Below are 24,680 nucleotides of genomic sequence, written 5' to 3'. Positions count from 1 at the left end.
CACGACGATGCGGACCGCCATGCCGACCGTCATACGCAGCGCCCTCACCGCCGACGCCCCGGCCCTCGCGGCCCTGCACACCCGGGCCCGCGCCACGTACTACCCCGAGGGGCTGCCGGACGGAGCCGTCGACGCGGCGGCGATGTGGCGGGCGGGCATCGAGCGCCGTGGCGGGCATGTGCTGTGCGCGGTCCGCGAGGGGCGGATCGTGGGCCTCGCGTCGTTCCGTACGCCGGAGGGCGAGGCCGCGGACACCGTGACGCTCTTCCAGTTCCACGTCGACCCGGACCACTGGCGCGCCGGGGTCGGCGCGGCCCTGCACGCCGCCTGCGTGGAGGAGTGGCGGGCCGACGGCATCCGGGAGGCCTCCCTGGACGTTCACCGCGAGAACCGGCGGGCCCAGGCCTTCTACGTACGCCACGGTTGGTGTCCCGAAGAGGCGGGCGAGGGCGCGAGCACTCACCTGCGGATGCGGCTGACCGTGACTGCCGGGGAATGAGCGGGGCGGGTCGTACGTTCTTCAACTGACCGGAGGGACCCTCCGTACTACCGTTCGACCTGAAGAGAGCCAGTCACATGCGCGTCGAGATCTGGAGCGACATCGCCTGCCCCTGGTGCTACGTGGGCAAGGCCCGCTTCGAGAAGGCGCTCGCCGCCTTCCCGCACCGCGACGACGTCGAGGTGGTGCACCGTTCCTTCGAGCTCGACCCCTCGCGCGTCAAGGGCGACAGCGGGCTCGTGATCCCGATGCTCGCCAAGAAGTACGGCATGAGCGAGGAGCAGGCACAGGAGGCCGAGCGGAACCTCGGTGTGAACGCCTCGTCCGAAGGCCTTGACTACCTCACCGAGGGACGCGACCACGGCAGCACCTTCGACATGCACCGCCTGCTGCACTTCGCCAAGGAGCAGGGCAGGCAGGACGAGCTGCTCGGGCTCCTGTACCGCGCCAACTTCGCCGAGGAGCGCTCCGTCTTCGACGACGACGAACGGCTCGTGGAGCTCGCGGTCGCGGCCGGCCTCGACGCGGACGCGGCCCGTGCGGTGCTCGCCGACCCGTCCCGCTACGCCGACGACGTACGCACCGACGAGCGCGAGGCCGCCGAGCTCGGCGCGAACGGCGTGCCGTTCTTCGTCCTCGACCGCAAGTACGGGGTCTCCGGCGCCCAGCCCGCCGATGTCTTCACGCAGGCCCTGGAGCAGGCGTGGGGCAGCCGCTCGCCCCTCACCACGCTCGCGGACGGGGACGCCTGCGGCCCCGACGGCTGCGCGGTCCCGCAGGCCTGAACCCCACGATCTCCACAGTCGGTGATGGACGTGGGTGCGAAGGGGCGCGAGAGTTGACCCCATGGGGATCACTACCGGCGCCGCGTTCGCGCCCACGTCGACTTATCTGAACACGGCGAGCTGCGGCCTGCTGCCCGCGACGGCCGTCGAGGCGATCCAGGCTCTCGCGGCGGAGAACGGCACGGGCAGGCGCGGCGGCTCGGGCGACTTCGGGATCGTGCAGGCCGCCCGCGAGTCCTTCGCGCGGCTCGTCGGCGTGCCGCACGCGCGCGTGGCCAACGGCGGCTCGGTCGCCGTGCACGCCGGACTGATCGCCGCGGCGCAGCGGCCCGGCTCCGAAGTCCTCTTCCCCGAGGGGGATTTCAGCTCGATCATCAACCCCTTCGTGGTCCGCGGCGACCTCAAGATCCGTTACGCGCCGCTCGACCAGCTCGCCGAGGCGATCCGTCCCACCACGGCCCTCGTCGTGTACTCCGGCGTGCAGTCGGCCGACGGCCGCATCGCCGACGACGCGGCGGTGCGCGAGGCTGCCGCCGTCCACGGCGCCCGCACCCTCAACGACGCGACACAGGCGGCGGGTTGGCTGCCCTTCGACGCGAGTCTGTACGACTACACCGTCACCGGCGCCTTCAAGTGGCTGCTCTGCCCGCGCGGCACGTCGTTCCTGACGGTGAGCGAGGAAGCGCAGGAATCCCTCGTGCCGTTGCACGGCGGCTGGCTCGCCGCGGCCGAGAGCTGGAACGCGACGTACGGCCCGCTCACGGAACTGGCCCCCGACGCCCGCCGTTTCGACGAGCCCCCCGCCTTCCTCGCGTACCACGGGGCGGCGGCGGCCCTGGCGTACCTCGAAGAGACCGGCATCGAGGCGGTGCACGCCCACGACACGGCGCTGGCGGCCCGTTACCGCGCCGGGCTCGCGGACCTCGGCCACGAGCCGGTGCCCGGCGCCTCACCCATCGTCTCGGTCCCCGGACTCGCGGGCAGAGAGCCCGAGTTGAGCCGGGCCGGCATCATCACGTCCGCGCGGGCGGGACACCTGCGGGCCTCGTTCCATCTGTACAACACAGAGGCCGACGTGGACCGCGTCCTCGACGTGCTCTCCGGCTGACCTAGCCCCGCCCCTCCAAGGGGCAGTCGGCCGTCTCCGTGCACAGGTTCGCCTCCACCCGGCCCAGGAGCCGCGCCAGCTCCGCCCGCTCGCCCGCGTCGAGGCCGGCCAGCGTCTGCTCCTCCAGTTCGCCCCACGCACGCTCCACCTCCGCGAGGAGCCCGCAGCTCGCGTCCGTGGCCTCGACCAGTACCGCGCGGCGGTCGGCCGGGTCGGGGCTGCGGCGTACGTGGCCCGACTGTTCGAGGCGTTGCAGCATCTTGGTGACCGTCGAGGGGTCCAGGTCGACCGCCTTGATGAGCTCCGACTGCCGCACCGGCCCCGCGTCCCAGAGGTACATCATCACGAACTCCTGGCCGGGGTAGAGCCCGAGCTTCTTCAGCACCTTGCCCGCCGCGATCCGGTGCAGCCGGGCCACCCTGCTCACGGTGTGGCTGACGGGGCCCCGCCGCGCCGCGGTGGGGAGCTCGGTACAGGCGGGGTCGGCAGGGTCGGCGGGTTCGCCCGAGGCGTTCATGAGGGCTCCTGAGGGGGAGGAGACGTCCTCCTCTGGGAGGGGAGGAGCTGTACTTCTCCAGATTAGCTTGGCCGACCAAGGAATAGGTTACAGTGGCGTCCGGTTCAATTACTTGGCCGACCAATCACCTTTCCTGGGGGCACCAAGATGACCACCGCGTTCGACTCCATCGACCTCGCGGGCACCCCGCTCGCCAACCGCATCGCCATGGCTCCCATGACCCGAAGCCGGGCCGGCGAGGGCGCCACCGCCACGGATCTCACCGCCGAGTACTACGCCCAGCGCGCCTCGGCGGGCCTGATCATCACGGAGGGCATCCAGCCCTCCGTCGTCGGCCAGGGCTACCCGGACACCCCGGGCCTGCACTCCGCCGAGCAGGTGGCGTCCTGGCGCAAGGTCACGGCCGCCGTGCACGCCGCGGGCGGCAGGATCTTCGCGCAGCTCATGCACGCGGGCCGCATCGGACACCCCGTACTGCTCCCCGACGGCCTGGTGAACGTCGCCCCGTCGGCCGTCGCGGCCGAGGGGCAGGTGTACACGGCGGAGGGCCCCAAGGACTACGTCACGCCGCGCGAGCTGACCGGCGAAGAGGTCCGCGCCACCATCGCCGACTTCGCGGCCGCGGCCCGCAACGCGATCGACGCGGGCTTCGACGGAGTCGAACTGCACGGCGCCAACGGCTACTTGATCCACCAGTTCCTGGCACCGGGCTCCAACCGCCGCACCGACGAATGGGGCGGCACCCCGGAGAACCGCATCCGCTTCGCGGTCGAGACCGCGAGGGCGGTGGCCGCCGAGATCGGCGCGGCCCGCACCGGCATCCGGCTTTCTCCCGGCAACCCCTTCAACGACATCTCCGAGCCGGAGACCGAGCTGGAGGCGACGTACACCTCCCTGGTGAAGGAGCTGAGCGCCCTCGACCTGGCGTACCTGCACGTCATGGAGGTGGGGCCGGTCCGCGAGCTGGTGAGCACCCTGCGCGACGGCTTCAACGGACCCTTCGTCCTGAACCCGGCCACGGAGGGACCCACGGGCCACGACGCGCTCGCCCTGGTGGAGGACGGCACCGCGGACGTCGTCGCGTTCGGCTCGCTGTTCCTCGCCAACCCCGACCTGCCGGCCCGCCTCAAGACCGAAGGCCCGTACAACACGCCGGACCCGACGACGTTCTACGGCGGCACGGAGAAGGGCTACACCGACTACCCGGCGCTGTAGCCGCGCGGGCAGCGGAGACAAGTGTGGCCCGGCACCCCCAGGTGCCGGGCCAACTCTCGTACGGGACCGCCTGCTTCAGCGGCTGCTCACTTCACCGGAGTGAAGTCCCTGGCCCCGATGAATTCCGGTCGCCGGACCGGTGCCGCGAACGGCTCCACCGCCGTGTTCTCCACACTGTTGAACACGATGAAGACGTTGCTGCGCGGGAACGGCGTGATGTTGTCCCCCGAACCGTGCATGGCATTGCAGTCGAACCAGGTAGCGGAGCCCGCCTCACCGGTGAAGAGCCGGATGCCGTAGTCCGAGGCGAGGCTGGTCAGCGTCTCGTTCGAGGGAATGCCCGCGTCCTGCATCTGCAGGGACCGCTTGTAGTTGTCCTTCGGCGTCGCGCCTTCACAGCCGAGGAACGTCTTGTGCGACCCCGGCATGATCATGAGGCCGCCGTTGGTGTCGTGATTCTTGGTGAGCGCGATGGAGACGGAGACGGTCCGCATGTTCGCGAGTCCGTCCTCGGCGTGCCAGGTCTCGAAGTCCGAGTGCCAGTAGAACCCGGAGGCTCCGAAGCCGGGCTTCACGTTGATCCGGGACTGGTGGACGTACACGTCGGAACCCAGGATCTGCCGGGCCCGACCCACCACTCGCGGGTCGGCCGCGAGCTTCTTGAACAGCTCGCTGATCTTGTGCACCTCGAAGATGGTGCGGATCTCCTGGGAACGCGGCTCCACGATGGAGCGCTCGTCCGCCCGCATCGTGGGGTCACCGATCAACCGCTCAAGCTCGGCGTGGTAGACGCTCACCTCGTCCGGGGTGATGAGCTGGTCGATCGCCAGGAAACCGTCCCGTTCGAACCCCGCCAGTTCATCGGCCGCGATCGGCCCCGGCGTACCCGGCTCGGACCACACGACGGGGTCCTTGCGCTCGATGAGGACCTCTTCGGTGCCTCGGGTCGGGTACAGATCGGCGGTGCGTTCGGGTGCGGTGGTCATGGTGTTGCCTGCCTCTCCTCTCGTACGGCCCTTTCCGGGATGTACACCCCCGCCGCCCAGAGGAAAGGGCGGCGAGGGAGATTCTTGGGGCGTGCTCCGGCTAGGCCGGCTCCGGCTCCGTGAGCAGCGGGTACACGCCGTTCTCGTCGTGGTCCTCACGACCCGTGACGGGCGGGTTGAAGACACAGATGCAGTGGAAGTCCTCCTTGATCCGCATCGTGTGCTTCTCGTGCCCGTCGAGCAGGTACATCGTGCCCGGCGTGATCGTGTACTTCTCGCCGGTCGTGTCGTCGGTCAGCTCGGCCTCGCCCTTGGTGCACACGACGGCCTCGATGTGGTTGGCATACCACATCGACGTCTCCGTACCCGCGTACAGGATGGTCTCGTGGACCGAGAAGCCCACCCGCTCCTTGGCGAGGACGATGCGCTTGCTCTCCCAGGTGCCGGACGCGGACTTCACGTGCCGGTCGGTGCCTTCAATGTCCTTGAACGAACGGACGATCACGGTGAGTTGGTTCCTTTTCTCTTACGGGGGTGAGGAGGCGGGCGGCCGGGCCGCCGCCGGTGCGGCGGCGGCCCGGCGCACCGCTCAGGCGGTCTCGCGCACCGCGCGGGCGAGCGTGCGAAGTCCTTCGTCCAGCTCGTCGGCGGTGATCGTCAGCGCCGGAAGGAGCTTGACGACCTCGCTCTCGGGTCCTGAGGTCTCGATGAGCAGACCGAGTTCGAAGGCGCGCTTGGCGATGGCGCCCGCGCGTGCCTTGTCGATGAACTCCATGCCCCAGACGAGACCGCGGCCGCGGTACTCCTTGATGGCGCCGGGGTTCTCGTCGACGATGGCGGCGAAGGCCTCCTCGACCTGCTCGCCGCGTGCGCGGGTCTGCTTCTCCATGGCCGGGCCGTCGGACCAGTAGGTCTCCAGGGCGGCGGCGGCCGTGACGAACGCGGGGTTGTTGCCGCGGAAGGTGCCGTTGTGCTCGCCCGGCTCCCAGATGTCCAGCTCGGGCTTGAACAGCGTCAGCGCCATCGGCATGCCGTAGCCGCTGATGGACTTGGACACCGTCACGATGTCCGGCGTGATGCCGGCCTCCTCGAAGGAGAAGAACGCGCCGGTGCGGCCGCAGCCCATCTGGATGTCGTCGACGATGAGCAGCATGTCCCAGCGCTCGCACACGTCGGCGAGCTTGCGGAGCCACTCGGCGCGGGCGACGTTGATGCCGCCCTCGCCCTGCACCGTCTCGACGATCACGGCGGCGGGCTGGTTGAGGCCGGAGCCCTGGTCTTCGAGAAGACGCTCGAACCAGACGAAGTCGGGGGTGGTGCCCTCGAGGTAGCGGTCGAAGGGCATCGGCGTGCCGTGCACCAGCGGGATGCCGGCGCCGGCGCGCTTGAAGGCGTTGCCGGTCACCGCGAGCGAACCGAGCGACATGCCGTGGAAGGCGTTCGTGAACGACACGATCGACTCGCGGCCCTTGACCTTGCGGGCCAGCTTCAGCGCGGACTCGACGGCGTTGGTGCCCGTCGGGCCCGGGAACATGACCTTGTACGGCAGGTCACGCGGGCGCAGGATGATGTTCTGGAACGACTCGAGGAACGCGCGCTTGGCGGTCGTCGACATGTCGAGACCGTGGACGACGCTGTCGCGCTCCAGGTAGTCGATCAGGGCGCGTTTGAGGACCGGGTTGTTGTGGCCGTAGTTGAGCGAGCCGGCCCCGGCGAAGAAGTCGAGGTACGAGTGGCCGTCCTCGTCGAACATGCGGCTGCCCTGCGCACGGTCGAAGACAGTGGGCCAACCGCGGCAGTAGCTGCGCACCTCCGACTCCAGGGTCTCGAAGACGCTCAGGTCGGGCTGGGTGATGGTCACAGCAGATCTCCTGGGAGATGGAAAGACGTGGGAGGTGGGGGGTGATGGGTGGTGCGTGAAGCGCGTGAAGTCTGTGGGGGAAGGGCGGGAACTCAGCCGAGTGGCTCGACCGGTTCGGTCCGCGCGACGTTCCCGGTCCGTGCCTTGTGCCCGCTCTGTGCGTCGTGCACGCTCTGTGCGATCGGCTCGATGAGGAACAGGACCTCGGGCAGGTGCCCCTCGTCGGGGAAGAGCCCCGCGTCGAAGAGCACCGTGCGCTCGACGGACGCTCCGTGGCGCTGTGCGAACGAGGTGAACAACCGCTGGGAGGCGGCGTTGTCCGGCGTGATGGTCGTCTCGACCGAGACCAGCTCCCGGTCGGCGGCGACCTTGGCGGTCAGCCCTTCGAGCAGCGCACCGGCAAGGCCGCGGCCTCGGTGCGCCTGGTCGACGGCCACCTGCCAGACCACCAGGGTGCGAGGCCGCTCGGGCCGGATGTAGCCGGTGATGAACCCGGCGGGCTCACCGTTCGAGTCCCTGGCCACCATCGAGGTCGCCGCGAAGTCGCGACACCACAGCAGGTAGCTGTACGAGGAGTTGAGGTCCAACACCTTCGAGTCGCGGGCGATGCGCCAGATGGCGGCACCGTCGGCGACGTCGGGGGTGTCGAGGCGCAACCCCTCGGGCATTTCCAGGGAATTCGCGTGCAGGTCGGTCGGTAGATCGGCTTGTGCAGCGGTCATGCGGATTGAATTTACCGAGCAATTTCTTGAATTGCATCGCCGGGAGGGGTTACGTCGGAGCGCCGTATGTGTTATCAGGCGCGGGTGTGCGCCCGCAGGAAACCTCGGAGATTTGGCCTGATTTGATGGGGTCATACGGCACATACCGGGCGCGATGTGGAGTACGTCACAGAACCGTAACTCCCTCGAAGCATGTCCGGATTGTGAGATTTCGTGCTGACGAAACCTTAGTGTTTAGGTCCCCGGAAAGCGGGCAGAAGAATACGGGAAGCTGTGCTCATAAAGTGGATAAAGAAGCGGTGAGAATTGGTCCGTGAATTTACGTAGAGCATTTACGGCCCCGTCACTCCGTCGATGCCCTCCCTGAGGAGATCGGCGTGCCCGTTGTGCCGCGCGTACTCCTCGATGAGGTGGACCAGGATCCAGCGCAGGCTGACCTCGGAGATGCCGGACACGGCCGCTTCCTGCTCGCTCAGCCGTCCGACGTCGTCCAGCGAGCGTCCCGCGCAGAGCTCCCGGCTCACCGCCACCTCACGCCGCCACGCGGCCAGGGCCTGCTCACATGTCCGCTCCGGGTCCAGGGCGAAGCCCCCCGCCGGTCCCTCGTGCACCGGCGGCACGTCCCGCCCGGCGAGCACCCGCTGGAACCAGTTCCGCTCCACCTCGGCCAGATGCTGCACGAGACCGAGCAGGGTCAGGGACGAGGACGGGACGGAAGCGACACGGGTCTGTGCGTCATCGAGCCCGGAGCACTTGACCGCGAGGGTCCCGCGATGGAAGTCGAGCCAGTCGGCCAGCATCGCGGGCTCGTCGGCGGTCGGGTCGGGAACGGGGCGGCCGTCCGGGAGAGTGGGCATGGCCGTCACGCTGCCATGCGGGGCGATCCGGGCGGCCGCTGTTCGCTGTGAGCGATGGGGGCGCGGTGGGCGTCGGGCGGTGGAGACGGGTCCGTACGGTCCGTACCGCGCTCCTACTGCCAGGCCGCCGTCACCGCGCGCCGTGCCGCTTCGAGGTCGACCGTGCGGCCGGCTTCGCCCATCGCGGCGCCCAGCGCGGCGAGCGAGGCGTGGACGACGCCACGGGTCGCGTCCGGGCCGTAGTGGTTCACCCGGATCATCTCCTTCGCGAGGGCGCCGCCACCGGCGACCAGCGGAAGCACCGGGTCCGCCGCGAGGGCTCTGGCGACGAGCTCCGAGGCGTCCACCCCGTCCGGGGTGCGCAGCGTCGTGGCCACCGGGGCCGCGTCCCTCGCCGCATGGACGTACGGGGTGAGCCCTCCGCCCAGCGCGATCGCGCCCGCGCGCGTGGCCGCGGCGGCGGTGGCGTGCCGCGCCATCAGCGCGTCGAGGCCCTCCGCGTCGATGCGCTCCACGCACGCTTCGAGCGCGAGCATCTCCAGCTGGGCGGGCGCGTGCAGCAACGCCTTGCGGCCGCCGTCGATCCAGCGCTCCTTCCAGTCCAGGAGGGAGAGGTAGGAGCGGCGCGGCGCCTGCGGGTTGGCGGCGAGGCGCGCCCAGGCCCGCTCGCTCACGGATACGGCGGAGACGCCTGCCGGGCCGCCCATCGCCTTCTGCGCGCCGATCACGCACAGGTCCACGCCCCACGCGTCCGGCAGCAGCGGCTCGGCGGCCACCGAGGCGACGGCGTCGAGCATGAAGAGGGCGCCGTGCTCACGTACGACCTCTCCGATCTCGGCGACGGGATTGGTGTTGCCCGTCGCGGCCTCGGCGTGGACGAGCGAGACGAAGTCGATCTCGGGGTGCTCCGTGAGCGCCTGGCGCACCTGCTCGGCGGTGACGGCGGTGTGGAAGGGCACGGCGAGGTCGACGACGGTCGCCCCGCAGTCCCGCAGCCAGTTCCCGAAGGTCTGCCCGTAGGGCCCGGTGATGACGTTCAGGGCGGTCGTGCCGGGCTGCGCCGCACCCCGGATACAGCCCTCCAGGGGAAGCAGCGCCTCACCCTGCATGATCACGACGTCCTGCGAGGTGGAGAGCAGACCGGCGACGCGCTCCTCGATGGAGGCGAAGTGCTGGGCGCTCAAGGGGGCCAGGTCAAGGAATGGATGCGTCGTCACGTGTGGGGTCACGGTGCTGCTCACTTCGCTGCTCACTTCGCTCACGAGTTCGTTCGGGCTGCCGGACCGAGCGTACCGACAGGCTCCTAAGCTGCTGTACATGAGCGATCACACGGTGCTGCACGTGAAGGGGCGGGTGCTCGTCGGCCCGGAGGAGGTCCGGGACGAACTGTGGGTGGTCGGCGGCAGAGTGACGTACGACCGCCCGTCGCGGGCGGCGGACGTCACGACGGTCGAGGGCTGGACGCTCCCCGGCCTGGTCGACGCGCACTGCCACGTGGGTCTTGACGCGCACGGGCCGGTGGACGCGGCCACGGCCGAGAAGCAGGCGCTGACCGACCGCGAGATCGGCGCGCTCCTCATCCGGGACGCGGGCTCCCCCTCGGACACCCGCTGGATCGACGACCGCGAGGACCTCCCGAAGATCATCCGCGCGGGCCGCCACATCGCCCGTACGCGCCGCTACATCCGCAACTACGCCCACGAGATCGAGCCCGCCGACCTCGTCGCGTACGTCGCCCAGGAGGCGCGGCGGGGTGACGGCTGGGTCAAGCTGGTCGGCGACTGGATCGACCGCGAGGCAGGAGACCTGACGGCGTGCTGGCCGCGCCCCGAGGTGGAGGCGGCGATCGCCGAGGCGCACCGCCTGGGCGCGCGGGTGACGGCGCACTGCTTCGCGGAGGACTCCCTGCGGGACCTGGTGGAGGCGGGCATCGACTGCATCGAGCACGCCACCGGACTGACCGAGGAGACCATCCCGCTCTTCGCCGAGCGGGGCGTCGCGATCGTCCCGACACTGGTGAACATCGCGACGTTCCCCCAGCTCGCGGACGGCGGGGAGTCGAAATTCCCCAAGTGGTCCCGGCACATGCGCCAGTTGTACGACCGCCGCTACGACACGGTGCGAGCGGCGTACGACGCCGGGGTACCGGTGTTCGCGGGCACGGACGCGGGCGGCTCCCTGGCCCACGGCCTGGTCGCCGCAGAGGTGGCCGAACTGAGGCTCGCCGGAATTCCGGCGGTGGACGCGCTGTCTGCGACGACCTGGGGCGCGAGGTCCTGGCTGGGCCGCCCGGGCCTGACGGAGGGAGCGCCGGCGGACCTGGTGGTGTACGGGGCCGATCCGCGGGAGGACGTGGGGGTGCTGGCGGCGCCGCGGAGGGTGGTGCTGAACGGGAGGGTGGTGGGGTAGCCCGCCTCTCCCTGGGGGCCGCAGCCCGACCTTCGGCCCAAGCGGCCGACATCGATGGCCCAAGTGACCCACGTTGACGGAGCGTTACGCGCACGCGCCTCGGTTCGTTGTGCAACATTCGGCCAGGACGTTGGCGTCAACCGGTGTGTTCGAGACAGGGAGTTGCTCGGGTGGTCGGGGGGAACGTGCGTGCCGGAAGATTCGAAAGCAAAGGCGGAAACCTCCCTTTGGAGTGAACTCACGCTTCGTCGCTGGCTATTCACTCTCAGTGCGTAAAGATTCCCCCTGTCGATGTTGCCGGTGTCGTGCTCAAGCGATGTCCCCATCCAGCGAAGCGCGACGCTGCCGGCGGCTCCGTAACTCTTGTGGGGGTTCCACCACCTTGAACAGCAATGCCTTCCGCCTGCCCGCACGCCGTCTCGGCGTGATCGCCACCGCCACGGTTCTCGTCGCGGGGCCCGCGGCGCTGGCCACCGCGGGAACCGCGTCGGCGACGGGCGGCGACAGCGGCGACAAGGGCCGCGCGAGCGCTGTCGTGCTGCGTACCGGGCTCGATGTGTCCCTGCTCAACAAGACCCTGAACGTCCCACTCAAGGTCTCGCTCAACGAGGTCCAGGCGCCGGCCAGCGCCGGGAAGACCGCGCTCACCGCCGAGTTGAACGGGGTCAACGGCGGGCAGCCGTTCAGCGTGCTGCGGGCGGACGTCGCCACCGCGAAGGCGACCGCCGAGAACGGCAAGGCGGAGGGCTACAGCAACATCGCGCGGGCCAAGGTGCATGTGCCGGGCCTGCCGCTGCTGTCCCTGATCGAGGTCGAGCAGGTCACCTCCAAGGCGGTCTGCGCCGCGGGCAAGCGGCCCGTCGCCGAGGCGAATCTGCTGGGCGGCGTCACCGTGCTGGGCAAGAAGGTCACGTTCTCGGCGGGCGGTACGACTCAGGTGGCGGTGCCGGGCGTCGGTGAGGTGCGGCTCGACCTGTCGAGGACGCACACGACGTCGCGTACGGCGGCGGCGACCGCGCTGGAGCTGAAGGTGTCCGTGAACCCGCTGAAGCTGAATGTCGCGGAGGTGGAGGGGACGGTGACGCTGGCGGGTGCGTCGTGCGAGGCGCCCGCGGCGGTCGCGAAGCCTTCGGCTCCGCCGGTGAAGCCGCAGGGGGGTACGGGGGAGAAGCCGGTGGTGGCGAAGCCGGCCAAGCCTGCCGAGGCGAACCTCGCTGAGACCGGGGGGAATTCGGCCACCCCGTACCTGGTGGGGGGTGGGGCTCTGCTGCTTGCCGGGGGCGGGGCTGCGGTGGCGATGACTCGTCGGGGGCGTAGGGGCTGAGGGGAGGGCGGGCCCTGCGGGGCTCTCCTCACCGCCCCCTGGACCCCCGAAAAGATGTCCTCAAACGCCGGACGGGCTGATTGGTTTCAGCCCGTCCGGCGTTTGAGGACGAACTCGGCGGAGCCGGTGATCGACGGCAACCAAGGCCCTCGCGCCGAGCGAGTTTTCGGGAAGGGGCGGGGTTGGGGAAATTACCCCCCGAACACCCCCCGCACCGCCCCCAGCAATCGATCGGTGGTCCCCCGGTCCCGGACGGCGACCCGCAACCACTCCACCCCCAACCCCGGAAACGTATCCCCCCGCCGCAAAGCAAACCCCCGCTCCCGCAGCCGCTCGCGGAGGGCCGCGGCCCCCGGAGCCCGGAGCAGGACGAAGGGCCCCTCCGCAGGCTCGACCGCCCGCACCCCGAAGGGGGCGAACTCCCGCAGCCCGCGCAGGAGATGGGCCCGGTCATCAGCCACCCGCACCGCCGCCGCCGACGCCTCGGCAAGCGCCCCCGGCGTCACACACGCCTCCGCCGCCGCGAGGGCAGGTGAGGAAACCGGCCACAGGGGCTGCGCCCGCGACAAGCGGGCGATCGTCTCGGGGGCGGCGAGGACGTAACCGATCCGCAGCCCCGCCAGGCCCCACGTCTTGGTGAGGCTTCGCAGGACGACGAGGCCGGGCACATCCGTGCGGCCCGCCAACGCCTCCCGTTCCCCCGGCACCGCGTCCATGAACGCCTCGTCCACCACCAGTACCCGCCCAGGGCGCGCCAGTGAGGTGATCGACGTAGCAGGGTGGAGCACCGACGTCGGGTTCGTGGGGTTGCCGATCACCACCAGGTCGGTCTCATCGGGGACCTCCGCCCCCGCGAGGCGGAACCCGTCCTCCTCCCGCAGCAGCACCCGCCCCACCGCATGCCCCGCATCCCGCAGCGCAGCCTCCGGCTCGGTGAACTGCGGGTGCACCACCACCGGCTGACGCACCTTCAGCGCACGCGCGATCAGTACGAACGCCTCCGCCGCGCCCGACGTGAGCAGCACCCGGTCCGGCGTCACGCCGTGCCGGGCCGCCACCGCGGCCCGTGCCGCCCTGCCGTCCGGGTAGGCGGCGAGGCCGTCCAGCGACGCGGCGATGTGCCGCTTCAGCCAGGCGGGCGGGGTGTTCGCTCGGACGTTGACCGCGAGGTCGGTGAGGCCGCCGGCGCCCCGGATCTCGGCATCACCGTGATGCCGCAGATCCGGTTCACCGTCGTACCCGGCCCCCGTACCGGACTCGGCCTCAGTGCGAGTGCGCATGGGACCCGTGGTGGTGGCCGTGCCCATGGCCATGTCCGTGTCCATGACCGTGGTCCCCGTCGTCGTCCGGGTGGAAGTGCGGCTGCTGCGGAAGACCCACCTTGTCCTCGAAGCCGGGCAGCGCGATGCGGTAGACGCAGGAGTCGCAGTTCATCCGCAGATCGCCCTTGACCGCCTCCCGGTAGCGCTCCATGACGAGGTCGAGCAGCTCCTCCTCTGGGCCGATCACGTTCGCCGAGCGCACCTCGGTGTCGGGGTGCGCCGCCGCCCAGCCGTCCGTCTGCTGGCGGACGCGGTCCGGCAGGATGCCGGTGAACAGGAAGTAGGGCAGGACCACGATCCGCTTGGCGCCCAGGCGTACGCAGCGGTCCAGGCCCGACGGCACGTCCGGCGCCGCGAGCGACACGAACGCCGTCTCCACGCCCGCGTAACCCCGTCCCTCCCACAGCAGCCGCGCCGCCTTGTGCACCTCGGCGTTGGCGTCCGGGTCGGTGGAACCGCGGCCCACGAGCAGCACCGTGACGTCCGCGCGGTCCTCGGGCGTGCGGGCCGAGCCGCCGAGCGCCTCGTCCAGGCGGCGGTCGAGGACCTTCAGGAGCGAGGGGTGCGGGCCGAGCGGGCGGCCGTAGGTGTACGAGATGCCAAGGTGGCGCTCCTTCTCGCGGGTGAGCGCCGCGGGAATGTCCCCCTTGGCGTGCCCGGCCGACACCAGCATCAGCGGCACCGCCGCGAAACGTTTGACGCCCCGGTCCACGAGATCGGAGACCGCGTCACCCAGCGGCGGCGGGGACAGCTCGATGAAGCCGCCGGCGACCGGGAGTTCGGGGTTGCGCCGGGCGAGCTCCTGCACGAAGTCACGGAAGGCTGCCGCCCCGGCGTCGTCACGGGTGCCGTGTCCGGCGATGAGCAGTGCGGGCGGGGTGGTCACGGGGACTCCTTGATTGCTTCGTCGGTTGTTTCGTTCGTACGGTGCGGCGGCCGGGCCGGAGCGGGGTGGTACAGGAGCGCGTTGAGCGCCGCCGCCGCCACCGCCGAGCCGCCCTTCTCCGACACGTTGCTGACGGCGGGAAGCCCGCTCTCGCGCAGGGCCGCCTTGGACTCCGCGGCCCCCACGAAACCGACCGGCAGGCCGATCACCAGGGCGGGGGAGGCGTCCAGGACGAGCAGTTCCTCCAGGGCGGTCGGCGCGCAGCCGATCACCCAGAGCGCGCCGGGGCCCACCTGCTCGTACGCGAGACGGATCGCGTGGGCCGAACGGGTCATCCCCGCATGGGACTTGGCGTCCTTGAGGCGGCAGACCGTCTCGCGCTTGGTGATGCCCGCCGCGACCATCTCCACGTCGGTGACGACGGGCGCGCCCGCGTGCAGCGCCGCGTGGGCGGCCACCAAGGCGTCCTCGTCGGTGACGAGGTCCGTCGCGTACTCCAGGTCGGCGGCGGAGTGGATGACGCGCTCCACGACCGCGCGGGTCAGCGGCGCGAAGTGCGAGGTGTCGAGGCGGGCCCGCAGCCGCCGGAACGACTCCTGCTCGATGGGGTGGACGACACGGGTCACTTGGCCACCTCCGAAGGGGCCGCCGGGGCCTCGGAAGGAGCCGCTGGGTCCGCCTGCTGCCAGCGGTAGCCGCGCGGGGTCACCATGCGGCCCGCGATCTCGCGGGTCGCGGTGTTGCCAACGGTCACGACCGTCATCATGTCGACGACTGCCGGGTCGAGTTCGCCGATCGTGCTCAGGAGCGCCGACTCGTCCGGGCGAGAGGCGTTGCGCACCACACCCACCGGGGTCGTGGGCTCCCGGTGCTCGGCGAGGATCGACAGGGCCTTCGGCAGCTGCCAGTCGCGGCCCCGGCTGCGCGGGTTGTAGAAGGTGACGATGATGTCCGCCTCGGCCGCCGCGCGCACCCGGCGCTCGATGACCTCCCAGGGCGTGTGCAGGTCGGACAGGCTGATGGACACGTGGTCGTGGCCGAGCGGCGCGCCCAGGATCGCCGCCGCGGCGAGCGCGGCCGTCACGCCGGGCACACCGATGACGTCGATGTCGTCGCTCGCCTCCGCGAGCGCGGGCGACGCCATCGCGTACACGCCCGCGTCGCCGGACCCGATCAGCGCGACCGCCTGGCCCTTCTGGGCCTCGGCGACAGCGGTACGGGCCCGTTCCTCCTCGGCGCCCAGGCCCGACTCGATGAGCTTCGTGCCGGGCCTGAGCAGGTCGCGGATCTGGTCGACGTACTGGTCGAGGCCGACCAGGACCGAGGCCCTGCGCAGCTCCTCGCGGGCGCGCGGCGTCAGCAGATCACGGGCGCCGGGGCCGAGCCCGACCACGGCCAGCCGGCCGCGGGGCGCGCGGCGCGCGACCGCGCAGGTCGCCATGGGCGCACGGCCCTCCGGCGCCGACTTCCGCTTCGGCACGAGGAGTTCACCGCCGCCGCGCAGCGCGGCGGCCTCCGCCACGGAGGGCGTACCGACGGCGGCGAGCGGCGCTTCGGACGGGTTCGGGACGTCGACGCCGGCCAGCTCGTCGGCCGCGTACGTCACCACCGGCACCCCGAGCCGCGCCGCCGCCTCGACGATACCGGGCTCGTCGGCCTTCGCGTCGACGGTCGCGAGCGCGGCGACGGAGGCGGGGGAGAGCCCCGCGTCCCGGAGGGTGTCCTGGATGAGCCCGAGGACTTCCTCGGTGGGCGCGCCCTTGCTCGCGCCCACACCCACGGTGAGCGAGCCGGGCCGCAACACGACCTCACCCGGGCCGAGTTCGAGCGCCCGGTCCGTCACCCGGACCACCGGGTGCCCGTGGCCAGGTGTGACGTTGGGCGGCAGTGCGGGCAGCGGGTACGCCAACTCCACGTGCAGGGCGACCGGTTCGCCGTCGAGGATCGCGCGGGTGACCCCGGCGACATCCCCCTCCACCGGAAGGCCGAGCGTGTCGAGCCCCGGCACGTCCACGGAGTCGGTCGCCGTCGTCACGACGGGTGTGGCCGCCAGGAGGTCCCCCAGCTCCTGGGCCAGGGCGTTGGCGCCCCCCTCGTGCCCGCCGAGCAGGGCGACCGCGAACCGCCCGGCCTCGTCGACGCACACGACCCCGGGGTCGACGTCCTTGCCCCGCAGGAGCGGCGCGGCGAGGCGCACCACCGCGCCGGTGGCCAGGAAGCACACCACCTGCTCGCACTCCGGGAAGGCCCGCTCCAAGGCCTCCCGCACGGGACCCTCGTACACCCGCGTCCGCGAGGGCCACGCCGCGGCGACGCGGTCGCGTGCCGCGCCGCCCGCCGCCGTGGCGGAGATCAGGCCGATCACTCAACTACTCCTTCAGGCAAGGAAGATGAGGGGCGGGTGCCCCACACCAGGAAGACCGGATTGGCCGCCGCGAGCCGCGAGACCTCACCGGGCAGCGGCGCGAGCCGCGAGGACTGCAGCAGTACGCCGTCGCAGTCGTACCCGGCGCCACTCAGCGCGGCCCGTACCGCGGGCACCCGGTCGATCGCCGCCATGGCGACCACGACGGTCCGCCGCGCACGCCGTGCGCAGGCGCTCACTATGGCGGGCAGCTCACGGCCGCCGCCCCCGATGAACACGGCGTCCGGGTCCGAGAGATCGGACAGGACGGTGGGCGCGGCCCCGTGCACGGCGCGTACGTCGACACCGTGCGCGGCGGCGTTGGCCCGCACGCGCTCGACGCCGTCGGCGGTCTTCTCCACGGCGACGACCGCCGCCCCGAACCGCGCGCACTCCACGGCGACCGACCCCGACCCCGCGCCGATGTCCCACACGAGGTCGCCGACGCGCGGCCCGAGCCGGGCCAGGGCAAGGGCGCGCACCTCGAACTTGGTGATCATCGAGTCGCGGTGGGTGAACTCGGCCTCGTCCAGGGCCCATCGGTCTGGGGAGGGGCGGGGCCCGGCCACCGTGCGTACGGGCGTGAGGGCCCGGTCCTCGTCCAGGCACAGGACGACGCTCACCGCGGCGCCCCAGTCGCGGCTCGCCGCCTCGGCCGGGGTGACCCGCTCGACACGCTCGTGCTCCGGGTCGCCCAGGGCGGACGCGACGACGAGGGTGCGGGTGTCGGTGCGGCGCATCAGCTCGGCGCCGAGTTCGGCGGGGCCGCTGCCGGGGCCGGTCAGGACGGCCACCTTGGGGTGTGTACGGCAGGTGTTCACGGCGGTGCGCAGGTCCCGGCCGTGCGCGCTCACCACCACCGCGTCGTCCCACGGGAGCCCGACCCGCGCGAAGGCGGTGGCCACGGACGATACGCCGGGCCGCACGTCGAGCTCGGCGGGCCCGAACCGCACCGCGAGCGCCCGCACGATCCCGAAGAACCCCGGGTCCCCGGACGCCAGCACGACGACACCGCCACCATCCGTCGCCGCGTCCGCCTTCGCCAACTGCTCCTCGATGGCGTCGAGCGCGGGGGCGAGCGGCCCCATCACCACACGGGCCGTCCCCGGTGGCAGCTGGGCGGCGTCGATGTGGCGCCGGGCTCCCACCACGAGCGCCGCGCCGCGCGCCGCCTCCAGGGCCGCCGCGTCGAGCGGCGCCCCCGTCCCCGTACCGATGACGGTGATCACGAGGTGGCCTTCTCGGCCCGTAGCGCGGCCCTCGCCTGCGGGTCCGCCTTGCGGTAACCGTGGAAGTGGCCCGGGTGGTACAGGTGCGAGCGGGTGCCGTGCGCGGCGAGGGCGGGGCCGACCAGGAAGAGGGTGTGCTTCCAGAGCTTGTGCTCCTTGACCGTCTCTTCGAGGGTCTCGATGGTGCAGTGCAGCACGAGTTCCTCGGGCCACGTCACCTGGTACGCGATGACGACGGGCGTGGTCGTCGGGTAGCCGCCCTCCAGGAGCTCCCGCACCAGCTGGCCGCTGCGCGCCGTCGAGAGGAACAGCGCCATCGTCGTGCCGTGCCGCGCGAACTCCCGTACCTCCTCGCCGGGCGGCATCGGCGTCTTGCCGCCGCCGAGCCGGGTGAGGATCACGGACTGCGCGACCTCGGGGATGGTCAGCTCGCGCTGCGCGATCGCGGCGACCGCCGAGAACGACGAGACGCCGGGCACGATCTCGGTGGCCACGCCGATGTCGGCGCACCGGTCGACCTGCTCCTGCGTGCCGCCCCACAGGGCGGGGTCGCCGGAGTGGATGCGGGCCACCTTCAGGCCCTCGGTGGCCGCCCGCTCGTAGACGGAGACCACCTCTTCGAGGGACATCGTCGCCGAGTCGAGGATCTCTGCGCCCGCGCGTGCGTGTTCGAGGACTTCGGCCTGTACGAGGCTGGCGGCCCAGATGACGACATCGGCGTCCGCGATAGCCCGTGCGGCGCGGAAGGTGAGCAGGTCGGCGGCGCCGGGCCCTGCCCCGACAAAGGTCACCTTGCCGGTGGTGGCTTCGGCGTCGGCCATGGGTGGGTTCCTCTCGTACGAAACAGAAAAACAGTGGGTGTCGCCCCGCGCCGGATGTGCGGGGCAGGGGGTCAATCGGCTAGCAAGGGCGCATGGCGGTGTTCGTGGCGCTCGGCGCCTTTGTGATGACCCTGGTGGGCGGCTGGACGGCCCAGCGGGTCACCGACCGGCGCCACCTCGTCCTGGGGCTCGCGGGCGGTCTGATGCTCGGCGTGGTCGGACTCGACCTGCTGCCGGAGGCGATCGAGGCCGCCGGCACCCCGGTCTTCGGCGTCCCCGCGGCGCTGCTCCTGTTCGTCGCGGGCTTCCTCGCCGCGCACCTCGTGGAGCACCTCCTCGCGGGCCGGCACGCCGGGCACGGGGCGGACGAGCACGACAAGGGCAGGGTGCCGCAGGTGGGCCTGACGGCGGCCGGCGCGATGGTCGGGCACAGCGCCATGGACGGCATCGCGATCGGCGCCGCCTTCCAGGTGGGCGGCGGCATGGGAACGGCGGTGGCCCTCGCGGTCATCGCCCATGACTTCGCGGACGGCTTCAACACGTACACGCTCACCAGCCTGTACGGGAACGCACGGCGCAAGGCCATCGCGATGCTGTTCGCGGACGCGGTGGCCCCGGTGGTGGGCGCCGCGTCGACGCTCCTGTTCACCATTCCGGAGCAACTGCTCGGCGGGTATCTCGGGTTCTTCGGCGGAGCGCTGCTCTACCTGGCCGCCGCGGAGATCCTGCCGGAGGCGCACCACGAGCACCCGGCCCGCTCGACGCTGCTGTGCACGGTGGCGGGAGCGGCGTTCATCTGGCTGGTGGTGGGCATCGCGGAGTGAGGCCGCGACAGGCGCCGAGGCGTGCGCGGAGGTCACAGTTTCCCGCCCCGGCCGCCCTCGCGCCGCGCGGGAGCGATGAGCGTCGACAGATAGGGCAGCGGGGCCTCGCCGATACCGGCGGCGCCCTGGATGGACTCCTCGGGCAGTCCAAGGGCGGAACCCCACACGGCGTCCTCGGTGCGCCCGGTCTCGCGCAGCGCGGCGGCGACCTCGTGGGCGAGCCGCCCGAACTTGTACGCGACGACCGTGCCGGGCCCGGCGAGCGCGTCCTTGAGCACCGCGGCGCCCGCGGTCACCGGCACCAGCGTCAACGGCTCGGTGCCCTCGGTGAGGACGGCGCCGCTGCGCGCTGCGAGGTCCTGCATGGCGGTGATGCCGGGCACGGTCTCCACCTCGACGCCGGGCACGAGCTCCGCGATGGTCTGCGCGAGGTAGGTGAACGTCGAGTACACGTTGGGGTCACCGATCGTCGCGAAGGCCACGGAACCCTGCTCGCGCAGCAGTTGGGCGACCCGCTCGCCAGCGGCGTCCCAGGCGGCCTCGCGGCGCTGCCGGTCACTGCGCTCGTTGAGCGCGAACACGACGCGTACGACCTTGTCCTCGGGGACGTAGTGCAGCACGGTCGATTCGGCCCGGCCACGCTCCCCGCCGTCCGTCCCGTCCGGCGCGGCCATGACGGGCACGACGACGACAGCGGCGGCGCGCAGGGCGTTCACGCCCTTGACCGTGACGAGCTCGGGGTCTCCGGGGCCGACCCCGACACCGACCAGCTTGCTGCTCATGCTGCTGCCCATCCTCTGCACCTCTCTACGAACCGACGGGCGATACCGGGTTCGGCGGCCCAATGCGTGTGCAGATAACTCGCGTGCACACCTTGTTGTACGAAGCCTTCGAGCCGCCGCTCAGGAGCGTGCATCCCCCAGGCGGCGACCGCCCCGGCGCCCGGTTCGACGACGGTGCGGTGGAACTCGTGCCCGCGCATCCGGGTCCCGGCCGCCGCGAGCGAGCTGTCGGACACGGCGACGGCGTCGCGGTAGCCGAGCGTGAGCCGCTCGGACATCCGCGCGTGCGCGTCAAGCACCCCGCACATCGGCTTCCCGTCCAACTCCCGGGTCAGGTACAGCAGTCCGGCACACTCGGCGGCGACAGGCGCACCGCTGAGCGCGAGTTCGGCGACGGCTTTGCGCAGCGGCTCGTTGGCGGAGAGCTCGGGCGCGTACACCTCGGGGAACCCACCACCGATGACCAACCCGGCGGTGCCGGGGGGCAGTTCCTCGTCGCGCAACGGATCGAAGGTGACGACGTCGGCTCCCGCGGCGGCGAGCAGCTCGGCATGCTCCGCATAGGAGAACGAGAAGGCGGGGCCACCGGCGATGGCGACCACGGGACGAGTATTCAGCCTCTCCGGCGTTTGAGGAGCGGGGTCTGGGGCGGAGCCCCAGTTTCGGGAAGGGGTGGGATTGGGGAAAGAAGCGCCGCAGGCCCCCACAGCAACCGGATCCCACGCGTCACCGGACAACCCAGGCGCACTACGCGCCAGCGCAAGAATCGCCTCCAGGTCACACCCTTCCCGCACCTGCGAGGCCAACGCCGCGACGGACTCCAAAGCCTCAGCCCGCCGCTCGGCAACAGGAACGAGCCCCAAGTGCCGAGAGGGAGCCTGAACCTGGGGCGCGCGCCCCAACGCCCCCAGCACAGGCACCCCCGACTCATCAAGAGCCTCCCGCAGCAACCCCTCATGCCGCGCAGACCCCACCTTGTTCAGAATCACGCCCCCGATCCGCACCTCCGGATCCCACGAGGCGAACCCATGCACAAGCGCGGCAACAGACCGCGACTGCGACGACGCATCCACGACAAGCACCACCGGCGCCCGCAACAGCTTCGACACCTGCGCGGTGGAAGCCAGTTCACCCTGCCCGGAGGCCCCGTCGTACAGGCCCATGACACCCTCGACCACGGCGAGGTCGCACCCCCGCGCCCCATGGGCGAACAGGGGCGCGACCAACTCCGGCCCGCACATATACGCGTCCAGGTTGCGGCCAGGCCGCCCCGTGGCCAGCGCGTGATACCCGGGATCGATGTAGTCGGGCCCCACCTTGTGCGGGGACACGGCGAGCCCGGCCGCGGCGAACGCGGCCATCAACCCCGTGGCGACGGTCGTCTTCCCGCTTCCGGACGACGGCGCCGCGACGACGAGCCGAGCTACCACTCGATGCCCCTCTGGCCCTTCTGACCGGCGTCCATCGGATGCTTGACCTTGGACATGTCGGTGACGAGATCGGCGAACTCGACCAGCTCAGCAGGCGCGTTGCGCCCCGTGATGACGACATGCTGGTTCCCCGGCCGCGCCCGGAGCGTCTCGATGACGTCGTCCACGTCGATCCACCCCCAGTGCATGGGGTAGGCGAACTCGTCGAGGACGTACAGCTGGTACGTCTCGGCGGCGAGGTCCCGCTTGACCTGCTCCCAGCCCTCGCGGGCCTTCTCCTCGTTGCTCTGCTCGCCGTGGGCGGGCGCGCGCTGGATCCACGACCAGCCCTCGCCCATCTTGTGCCAGTCGACGGACCCGCCCTCGCCGGATGCCCCGAGCACCTTGAGGGCGTTCTCCTCGCCGACCTTCCATTTCGCCGACTTCACGAACTGGAAGACCCCGATGGGCCACCCCTGATTCCAGGCCCGCAGCGCCAGACCGAAAGCGGCGGTGGACTTCCCCTTGCCGATCCCGGTGTGCACGACGACCAGCGGACGGTTACGCCGCTGGCGCGTGGTGAGCCCGTCGTCCGGCACCACGCTCGGCTGCCCCTGAGGCATCAGGCCACGCTCCTCGTTCGAGTTCCCTGTACGTCCTTGACGAGCCCGGCGATGGACTCCGCCCGCAGTTCGTCGAGCGTCACGGCCGTCCCGCCGAGCTCACCCGCGAGCTGCCCCGCGAGCCCGAGCCGCACGGGCCCCGACTCGCAGTCCACGACCACCGAAGCGATCCCCGCGGCCCCGAAGAGCCGCGCCGCGCGCCCCGCCTGGGCCACCGGCTCCACGCCACCCGTGGCCCGCCCGTCCGTCACGACCACCACCAGCGGACGCCGCGCCGGATCGCGCAGCCGCTCCACCCGCAGCACCTCGTGCGCCCTGAGCAGCCCGGCCGCGACAGGCGTACGCCCGCCCGTGGGCAGCGACTCCAGGCGCGCGGCGGCAGCGTCCACGGAGGACGTGGGCGGCAGCGCCACCTCGGCATCGGCTCCTCGGAAGGTGACGAGGCCGACCTTGTCCCGCCGCTGGTAGGCGTCGAGCAGCAGCGAGAGCACCGCGCCCTTCACGGCGCTCATCCGCTGCCGGGCCGCCATGGACCCGGAGGCGTCCACGACGAAGAGCACGAGGTTGCCCTCACGTCCCTCCCGCGTCGCCTGCCGCAGATCGTCACGCCGTACGACGAGCCCGCGCCCCGAGCGGCCGCGCGCCCGCTGATGCGGGGCCGCGGCCTGCACGGTGGCCGCCAAGTGCAGCTTGGTGAGGGCTCCTTGGGGCCGCCGGGCGCCGGTGGTCCGCCCGTGCTCGGTGCGCGCCCGTGAGCGCCGCCCTGCGGCACCCTCACCGAGGCCGGGCACGCTCAGCATCTTGGTGCGGAACGGCTCTGCGGCCCGCACGGGCTGCTGCTCACCGCCACCGGCGGCCGGAGCCTGCGCGGGCGACGCCTCGTCCTGCTGGCCGGCCTCGTCCCCTTGGCCTGCCTCGCCCTCCTGGCCCGCCTCGCCCTGCGACTCGGGCGAGCCCGGGGTGTCGGGGGTGTCGGGCCCGCTCTCCGGGGGCTTTCCGCCACCGCCGGGGCCGTCGGGGTCCGGGTCGTCGTCGCCCTGGTCGTTGTCGGAGGCCTGCTCCAGCGTGTCGTCGAGCTTGTCCTCGTCGAGCCCCGGCGCGTCGAAGGGGTTGCGCCGACGCCGGTGCGGAAGAGCCAGGAGCGCGGCCTGCCGGACGTCCTCGGCGAGCACGTCCTCGCGCCCCGCCCACGCGGCGAGCGCCGTCGCCGTACGCGCCATCACGATGTCGGCCCGCATCCCGTCGACCTCGAAGGCCGCGCAGGTGGCCGCGATCTGCCGCAACGCACCGTCACCCAGCCGCACTTGGGGAAGCAGCGCGCGGGCGGCGACGATCCGGGCCCGCACCGCGGACTCCTCGTCGGCCCACCGTGCGGCGAACCCTTCCGCGTCGTCGTCGTACGCGAGCCGCCGCCGCACGACCTCGACGCGCTGGTCGGTCTCGCGCGACGCGGCGACCTCGACGGTGAGCCCGAAACGGTCGAGCAACTGCGGGCGCAGTTCGCCCTCTTCGGGGTTCATGGTGCCCACGAGCAGGAACCGCGCGGCATGGCGCACGGAGACGCCCTCACGCTCGACGTACGAGGCACCCATGGCGGCGGCGTCGAGCAGCAGGTCCACCAAGTGGTCGTGCAACAGGTTCACTTCGTCGACGTAGAGGATGCCGCGATGGGCGTCGGCGAGCAGTCCCGGCTCGAAGGCCTTGACGCCCTCGGCGAGCGCACGCTCGATGTCGAGCGCCCCGACGAGCCGGTCCTCGGAGGCACCGACGGGCAGCTCGACCATCCGCGCGTCCCGCACCGACGCCCCGGCGACGTGGTGCGGACCATCCGGGCATGCGGGGTCGGGAGCGGCCGGGTCACAGGAGAACCGGCAGCCGGCGACGACGGGCACCTGCGGAAGCAGCGCCGAAAGGGCGCGCACGGCGGTGGACTTGGCGGTGCCCTTCTCGCCGCGGACGAGCACGCCGCCGACGGCGGGCGACACGGCGTTGAGAAGCAGGGCGAGCCGCAGGTCGTCCTGGCCGACGAGGGCGGTGAACGGATAGGGGGTGGTCACAAGGCCTCCATTGCGTGAACCAGGGAGGGGCAGGGGCAGG

24 protein-coding genes are annotated in these 24,680 nt (G+C 71.8%); 7 read left to right on the top strand and 17 right to left on the bottom strand.

The genetic code is table 11. The features are described 5' to 3' along the window. The first annotated feature begins 7 nt into the window (after nucleotides 1–7). From ABXJ52_RS08490 to ABXJ52_RS08480, 3 genes are all read left to right on the top strand, one after another. On the top strand, nucleotides 8–499 hold the full coding sequence (locus ABXJ52_RS08490) for a GNAT family N-acetyltransferase (protein ID WP_367048903.1): 492 nt from the start codon (nucleotides 8–10) through the stop codon (nucleotides 497–499). Nucleotides 500–576: 77 nt separating this feature from the next. After that, complete coding sequence (locus tag ABXJ52_RS08485; protein ID WP_367040590.1) at nucleotides 577–1,284, top strand: DsbA family oxidoreductase; 708 nt, start codon at nucleotides 577–579, stop codon at nucleotides 1,282–1,284. A 61-nt stretch (nucleotides 1,285–1,345) separates the two neighbouring features. Continuing rightward, entirely contained in the window at nucleotides 1,346–2,392 is a 1,047-nt protein-coding gene (locus ABXJ52_RS08480) for an aminotransferase class V-fold PLP-dependent enzyme (RefSeq protein ID WP_367040589.1), read from the top strand. Between the two features lies 1 nt (nucleotide 2,393). Here ABXJ52_RS08480 and ABXJ52_RS08475 read toward each other — a convergent pair whose 3' ends face one another. Further along, the gene (locus tag ABXJ52_RS08475) at nucleotides 2,394–2,909 is read right to left on the bottom strand and encodes a MarR family transcriptional regulator (RefSeq protein ID WP_367040587.1); all 516 of its coding nucleotides are present in this window, start codon (nucleotides 2,907–2,909) and stop codon (nucleotides 2,394–2,396) included. Nucleotides 2,910–3,056: 147 nt separating this feature from the next. On the opposite strand from ABXJ52_RS08475, the gene ABXJ52_RS08470 reads away from it, so the two are divergent. Further along, nucleotides 3,057–4,124, top strand: a complete 1,068-nt coding sequence (locus ABXJ52_RS08470; protein WP_367040585.1) for an alkene reductase — start codon at nucleotides 3,057–3,059, stop codon at nucleotides 4,122–4,124. Nucleotides 4,125–4,210: 86 nt separating this feature from the next. On the opposite strand, the gene thpD is transcribed toward ABXJ52_RS08470, so the two are convergent. The 6 genes from thpD to ABXJ52_RS08440 all read right to left on the bottom strand — a co-directional run bounded on the left by thpD (nucleotide 4,211) and on the right by ABXJ52_RS08440 (nucleotide 9,767). Then, complete coding sequence (thpD, locus tag ABXJ52_RS08465; protein ID WP_367040583.1) at nucleotides 4,211–5,110, bottom strand: ectoine hydroxylase; 900 nt, start codon at nucleotides 5,108–5,110, stop codon at nucleotides 4,211–4,213. A gap of 100 nt (nucleotides 5,111–5,210) precedes the next feature. Continuing rightward, nucleotides 5,211–5,615, bottom strand: coding sequence for an ectoine synthase (locus ABXJ52_RS08460; RefSeq protein WP_361826232.1), 405 nt, complete (start codon nucleotides 5,613–5,615; stop codon nucleotides 5,211–5,213). An 84-nt stretch (nucleotides 5,616–5,699) separates the two neighbouring features. Then, the gene (gene ectB, locus ABXJ52_RS08455) at nucleotides 5,700–6,971 is read right to left on the bottom strand and encodes a diaminobutyrate--2-oxoglutarate transaminase (protein WP_367040581.1); all 1,272 of its coding nucleotides are present in this window, start codon (nucleotides 6,969–6,971) and stop codon (nucleotides 5,700–5,702) included. 92 nt (nucleotides 6,972–7,063) lie between these two features. After that, the gene (gene ectA, locus ABXJ52_RS08450; protein WP_367040579.1) at nucleotides 7,064–7,693 is read right to left on the bottom strand and encodes a diaminobutyrate acetyltransferase; all 630 of its coding nucleotides are present in this window, start codon (nucleotides 7,691–7,693) and stop codon (nucleotides 7,064–7,066) included. Between the two features lie 332 nt (nucleotides 7,694–8,025). Continuing rightward, nucleotides 8,026–8,550, bottom strand: a complete 525-nt coding sequence (locus tag ABXJ52_RS08445; protein WP_367040577.1) for a DinB family protein — start codon at nucleotides 8,548–8,550, stop codon at nucleotides 8,026–8,028. A 113-nt stretch (nucleotides 8,551–8,663) separates the two neighbouring features. Continuing rightward, nucleotides 8,664–9,767 carry an aminotransferase class V-fold PLP-dependent enzyme gene (locus ABXJ52_RS08440; protein ID WP_367040576.1) on the bottom strand — a complete coding sequence of 368 codons (1,104 nt, stop codon included), beginning with the start codon at nucleotides 9,765–9,767 and terminating at the stop codon, nucleotides 8,664–8,666. 100 nt (nucleotides 9,768–9,867) lie between these two features. Between ABXJ52_RS08440 and ABXJ52_RS08435 the strand changes: the two genes are divergently transcribed. After that, complete coding sequence (locus tag ABXJ52_RS08435; RefSeq protein ID WP_367040574.1) at nucleotides 9,868–10,959, top strand: amidohydrolase family protein; 1,092 nt, start codon at nucleotides 9,868–9,870, stop codon at nucleotides 10,957–10,959. 382 nt (nucleotides 10,960–11,341) lie between these two features. Beyond that, nucleotides 11,342–12,283, top strand: coding sequence for an SCO1860 family LAETG-anchored protein (locus ABXJ52_RS08430; protein ID WP_367040572.1), 942 nt, complete (start codon nucleotides 11,342–11,344; stop codon nucleotides 12,281–12,283). A gap of 191 nt (nucleotides 12,284–12,474) precedes the next feature. On the opposite strand, the gene cobC is transcribed toward ABXJ52_RS08430, so the two are convergent. The 6 genes from cobC to cobM are packed head-to-tail and all read right to left on the bottom strand — an operon-like array spanning nucleotide 12,475 to nucleotide 18,945. Next, nucleotides 12,475–13,563 carry an Rv2231c family pyridoxal phosphate-dependent protein CobC gene (gene cobC, locus ABXJ52_RS08425; RefSeq protein ID WP_367040570.1) on the bottom strand — a complete coding sequence of 363 codons (1,089 nt, stop codon included), beginning with the start codon at nucleotides 13,561–13,563 and terminating at the stop codon, nucleotides 12,475–12,477. After that, on the bottom strand, nucleotides 13,547–14,491 hold the full coding sequence (locus ABXJ52_RS08420; protein WP_367040568.1) for a sirohydrochlorin chelatase: 945 nt from the start codon (nucleotides 14,489–14,491) through the stop codon (nucleotides 13,547–13,549). Before ABXJ52_RS08420 ends, cobC begins: the two co-directional genes overlap by 17 nt. Beyond that, a complete protein-coding gene (locus ABXJ52_RS08415; RefSeq protein ID WP_367040567.1) occupies nucleotides 14,488–15,117 on the bottom strand; it encodes a precorrin-8X methylmutase in 630 nt (209 codons plus the stop codon). Before ABXJ52_RS08415 ends, ABXJ52_RS08420 begins: the two co-directional genes overlap by 4 nt. Further along, complete coding sequence (cobJ, locus tag ABXJ52_RS08410) at nucleotides 15,114–16,856, bottom strand: precorrin-3B C(17)-methyltransferase (protein WP_367040565.1); 1,743 nt, start codon at nucleotides 16,854–16,856, stop codon at nucleotides 15,114–15,116. Before cobJ ends, ABXJ52_RS08415 begins: the two co-directional genes overlap by 4 nt. After that, a complete protein-coding gene (cbiE, locus tag ABXJ52_RS08405; RefSeq protein WP_367040564.1) occupies nucleotides 16,853–18,124 on the bottom strand; it encodes a precorrin-6y C5,15-methyltransferase (decarboxylating) subunit CbiE in 1,272 nt (423 codons plus the stop codon). Before cbiE ends, cobJ begins: the two co-directional genes overlap by 4 nt. After that, nucleotides 18,121–18,945, bottom strand: coding sequence for a precorrin-4 C(11)-methyltransferase (gene cobM, locus ABXJ52_RS08400; protein WP_367040562.1), 825 nt, complete (start codon nucleotides 18,943–18,945; stop codon nucleotides 18,121–18,123). The genes cbiE and cobM overlap by 4 nt, the downstream gene beginning before the upstream one ends. Nucleotides 18,946–19,037: 92 nt before the next feature. Here cobM and ABXJ52_RS08395 point away from each other — a divergent pair, with 92 nt between their 5' ends. Continuing rightward, a complete protein-coding gene (locus tag ABXJ52_RS08395) occupies nucleotides 19,038–19,769 on the top strand; it encodes a ZIP family metal transporter (protein ID WP_367040560.1) in 732 nt (243 codons plus the stop codon). A 32-nt stretch (nucleotides 19,770–19,801) separates the two neighbouring features. Here the strand turns inward: ABXJ52_RS08395 and cobI are convergent, their stop codons facing one another. The 4 genes from cobI to ABXJ52_RS08375 are packed head-to-tail and all read right to left on the bottom strand — an operon-like array spanning nucleotide 19,802 to nucleotide 24,640. After that, nucleotides 19,802–20,551, bottom strand: coding sequence for a precorrin-2 C(20)-methyltransferase (gene cobI, locus ABXJ52_RS08390; protein ID WP_367040558.1), 750 nt, complete (start codon nucleotides 20,549–20,551; stop codon nucleotides 19,802–19,804). Next, nucleotides 20,548–21,981: a cobyrinate a,c-diamide synthase gene (locus ABXJ52_RS08385; RefSeq protein ID WP_367040556.1), complete on the bottom strand. Its 1,434-nt coding sequence runs from the start codon at nucleotides 21,979–21,981 to the stop codon at nucleotides 20,548–20,550. The genes cobI and ABXJ52_RS08385 overlap by 4 nt, the downstream gene beginning before the upstream one ends. Beyond that, nucleotides 21,975–22,583: a cob(I)yrinic acid a,c-diamide adenosyltransferase gene (gene cobO, locus ABXJ52_RS08380; RefSeq protein ID WP_367040554.1), complete on the bottom strand. Its 609-nt coding sequence runs from the start codon at nucleotides 22,581–22,583 to the stop codon at nucleotides 21,975–21,977. Before cobO ends, ABXJ52_RS08385 begins: the two co-directional genes overlap by 7 nt. Then, complete coding sequence (locus ABXJ52_RS08375; RefSeq protein WP_367040552.1) at nucleotides 22,583–24,640, bottom strand: putative cobaltochelatase; 2,058 nt, start codon at nucleotides 24,638–24,640, stop codon at nucleotides 22,583–22,585. Before ABXJ52_RS08375 ends, cobO begins: the two co-directional genes overlap by 1 nt. Between the last annotated feature and the right edge of the window lie 40 nt (nucleotides 24,641–24,680).

It is taken from the genome of Streptomyces sp. Je 1-332, from assembly GCF_040730185.1.
Classification (GTDB): domain Bacteria; phylum Actinomycetota; class Actinomycetes; order Streptomycetales; family Streptomycetaceae; genus Streptomyces.
This window is presented reverse-complemented; position numbering and strand designations above follow the sequence as displayed.

What these genes read in the sequence shown, in the direction of transcription:
- ABXJ52_RS08395 (WP_367040560.1), top strand. Translation starts at nt 19,038, where the DNA reads ATGGCGGTGTTCGTGGCGCTCGGCGCCTTTGTGATGACCCTGGTGGGC.
- ABXJ52_RS08490 (WP_367048903.1), top strand. Translation starts at nt 8, where the DNA reads ATGCGGACCGCCATGCCGACCGTCATACGCAGCGCCCTCACCGCCGAC.
- thpD (WP_367040583.1), bottom strand. Translation starts at nt 5,110, where the DNA reads ATGACCACCGCACCCGAACGCACCGCCGATCTGTACCCGACCCGAGGC.
- cobO (WP_367040554.1), bottom strand. Translation starts at nt 22,583, where the DNA reads ATGCCTCAGGGGCAGCCGAGCGTGGTGCCGGACGACGGGCTCACCACG.
- ABXJ52_RS08435 (WP_367040574.1), top strand. Translation starts at nt 9,868, where the DNA reads ATGAGCGATCACACGGTGCTGCACGTGAAGGGGCGGGTGCTCGTCGGC.
- ABXJ52_RS08445 (WP_367040577.1), bottom strand. Translation starts at nt 8,550, where the DNA reads ATGCCCACTCTCCCGGACGGCCGCCCCGTTCCCGACCCGACCGCCGAC.
- cobM (WP_367040562.1), bottom strand. Translation starts at nt 18,945, where the DNA reads ATGGCCGACGCCGAAGCCACCACCGGCAAGGTGACCTTTGTCGGGGCA.
- ABXJ52_RS08475 (WP_367040587.1), bottom strand. Translation starts at nt 2,909, where the DNA reads ATGAACGCCTCGGGCGAACCCGCCGACCCTGCCGACCCCGCCTGTACC.
- ABXJ52_RS08485 (WP_367040590.1), top strand. Translation starts at nt 577, where the DNA reads ATGCGCGTCGAGATCTGGAGCGACATCGCCTGCCCCTGGTGCTACGTG.
- cobI (WP_367040558.1), bottom strand. Translation starts at nt 20,551, where the DNA reads ATGAGCAGCAAGCTGGTCGGTGTCGGGGTCGGCCCCGGAGACCCCGAG.
- ABXJ52_RS08480 (WP_367040589.1), top strand. Translation starts at nt 1,346, where the DNA reads ATGGGGATCACTACCGGCGCCGCGTTCGCGCCCACGTCGACTTATCTG.
- ABXJ52_RS08470 (WP_367040585.1), top strand. Translation starts at nt 3,057, where the DNA reads ATGACCACCGCGTTCGACTCCATCGACCTCGCGGGCACCCCGCTCGCC.
- cobC (WP_367040570.1), bottom strand. Translation starts at nt 13,563, where the DNA reads ATGCGCACTCGCACTGAGGCCGAGTCCGGTACGGGGGCCGGGTACGAC.
- ectA (WP_367040579.1), bottom strand. Translation starts at nt 7,693, where the DNA reads ATGACCGCTGCACAAGCCGATCTACCGACCGACCTGCACGCGAATTCC.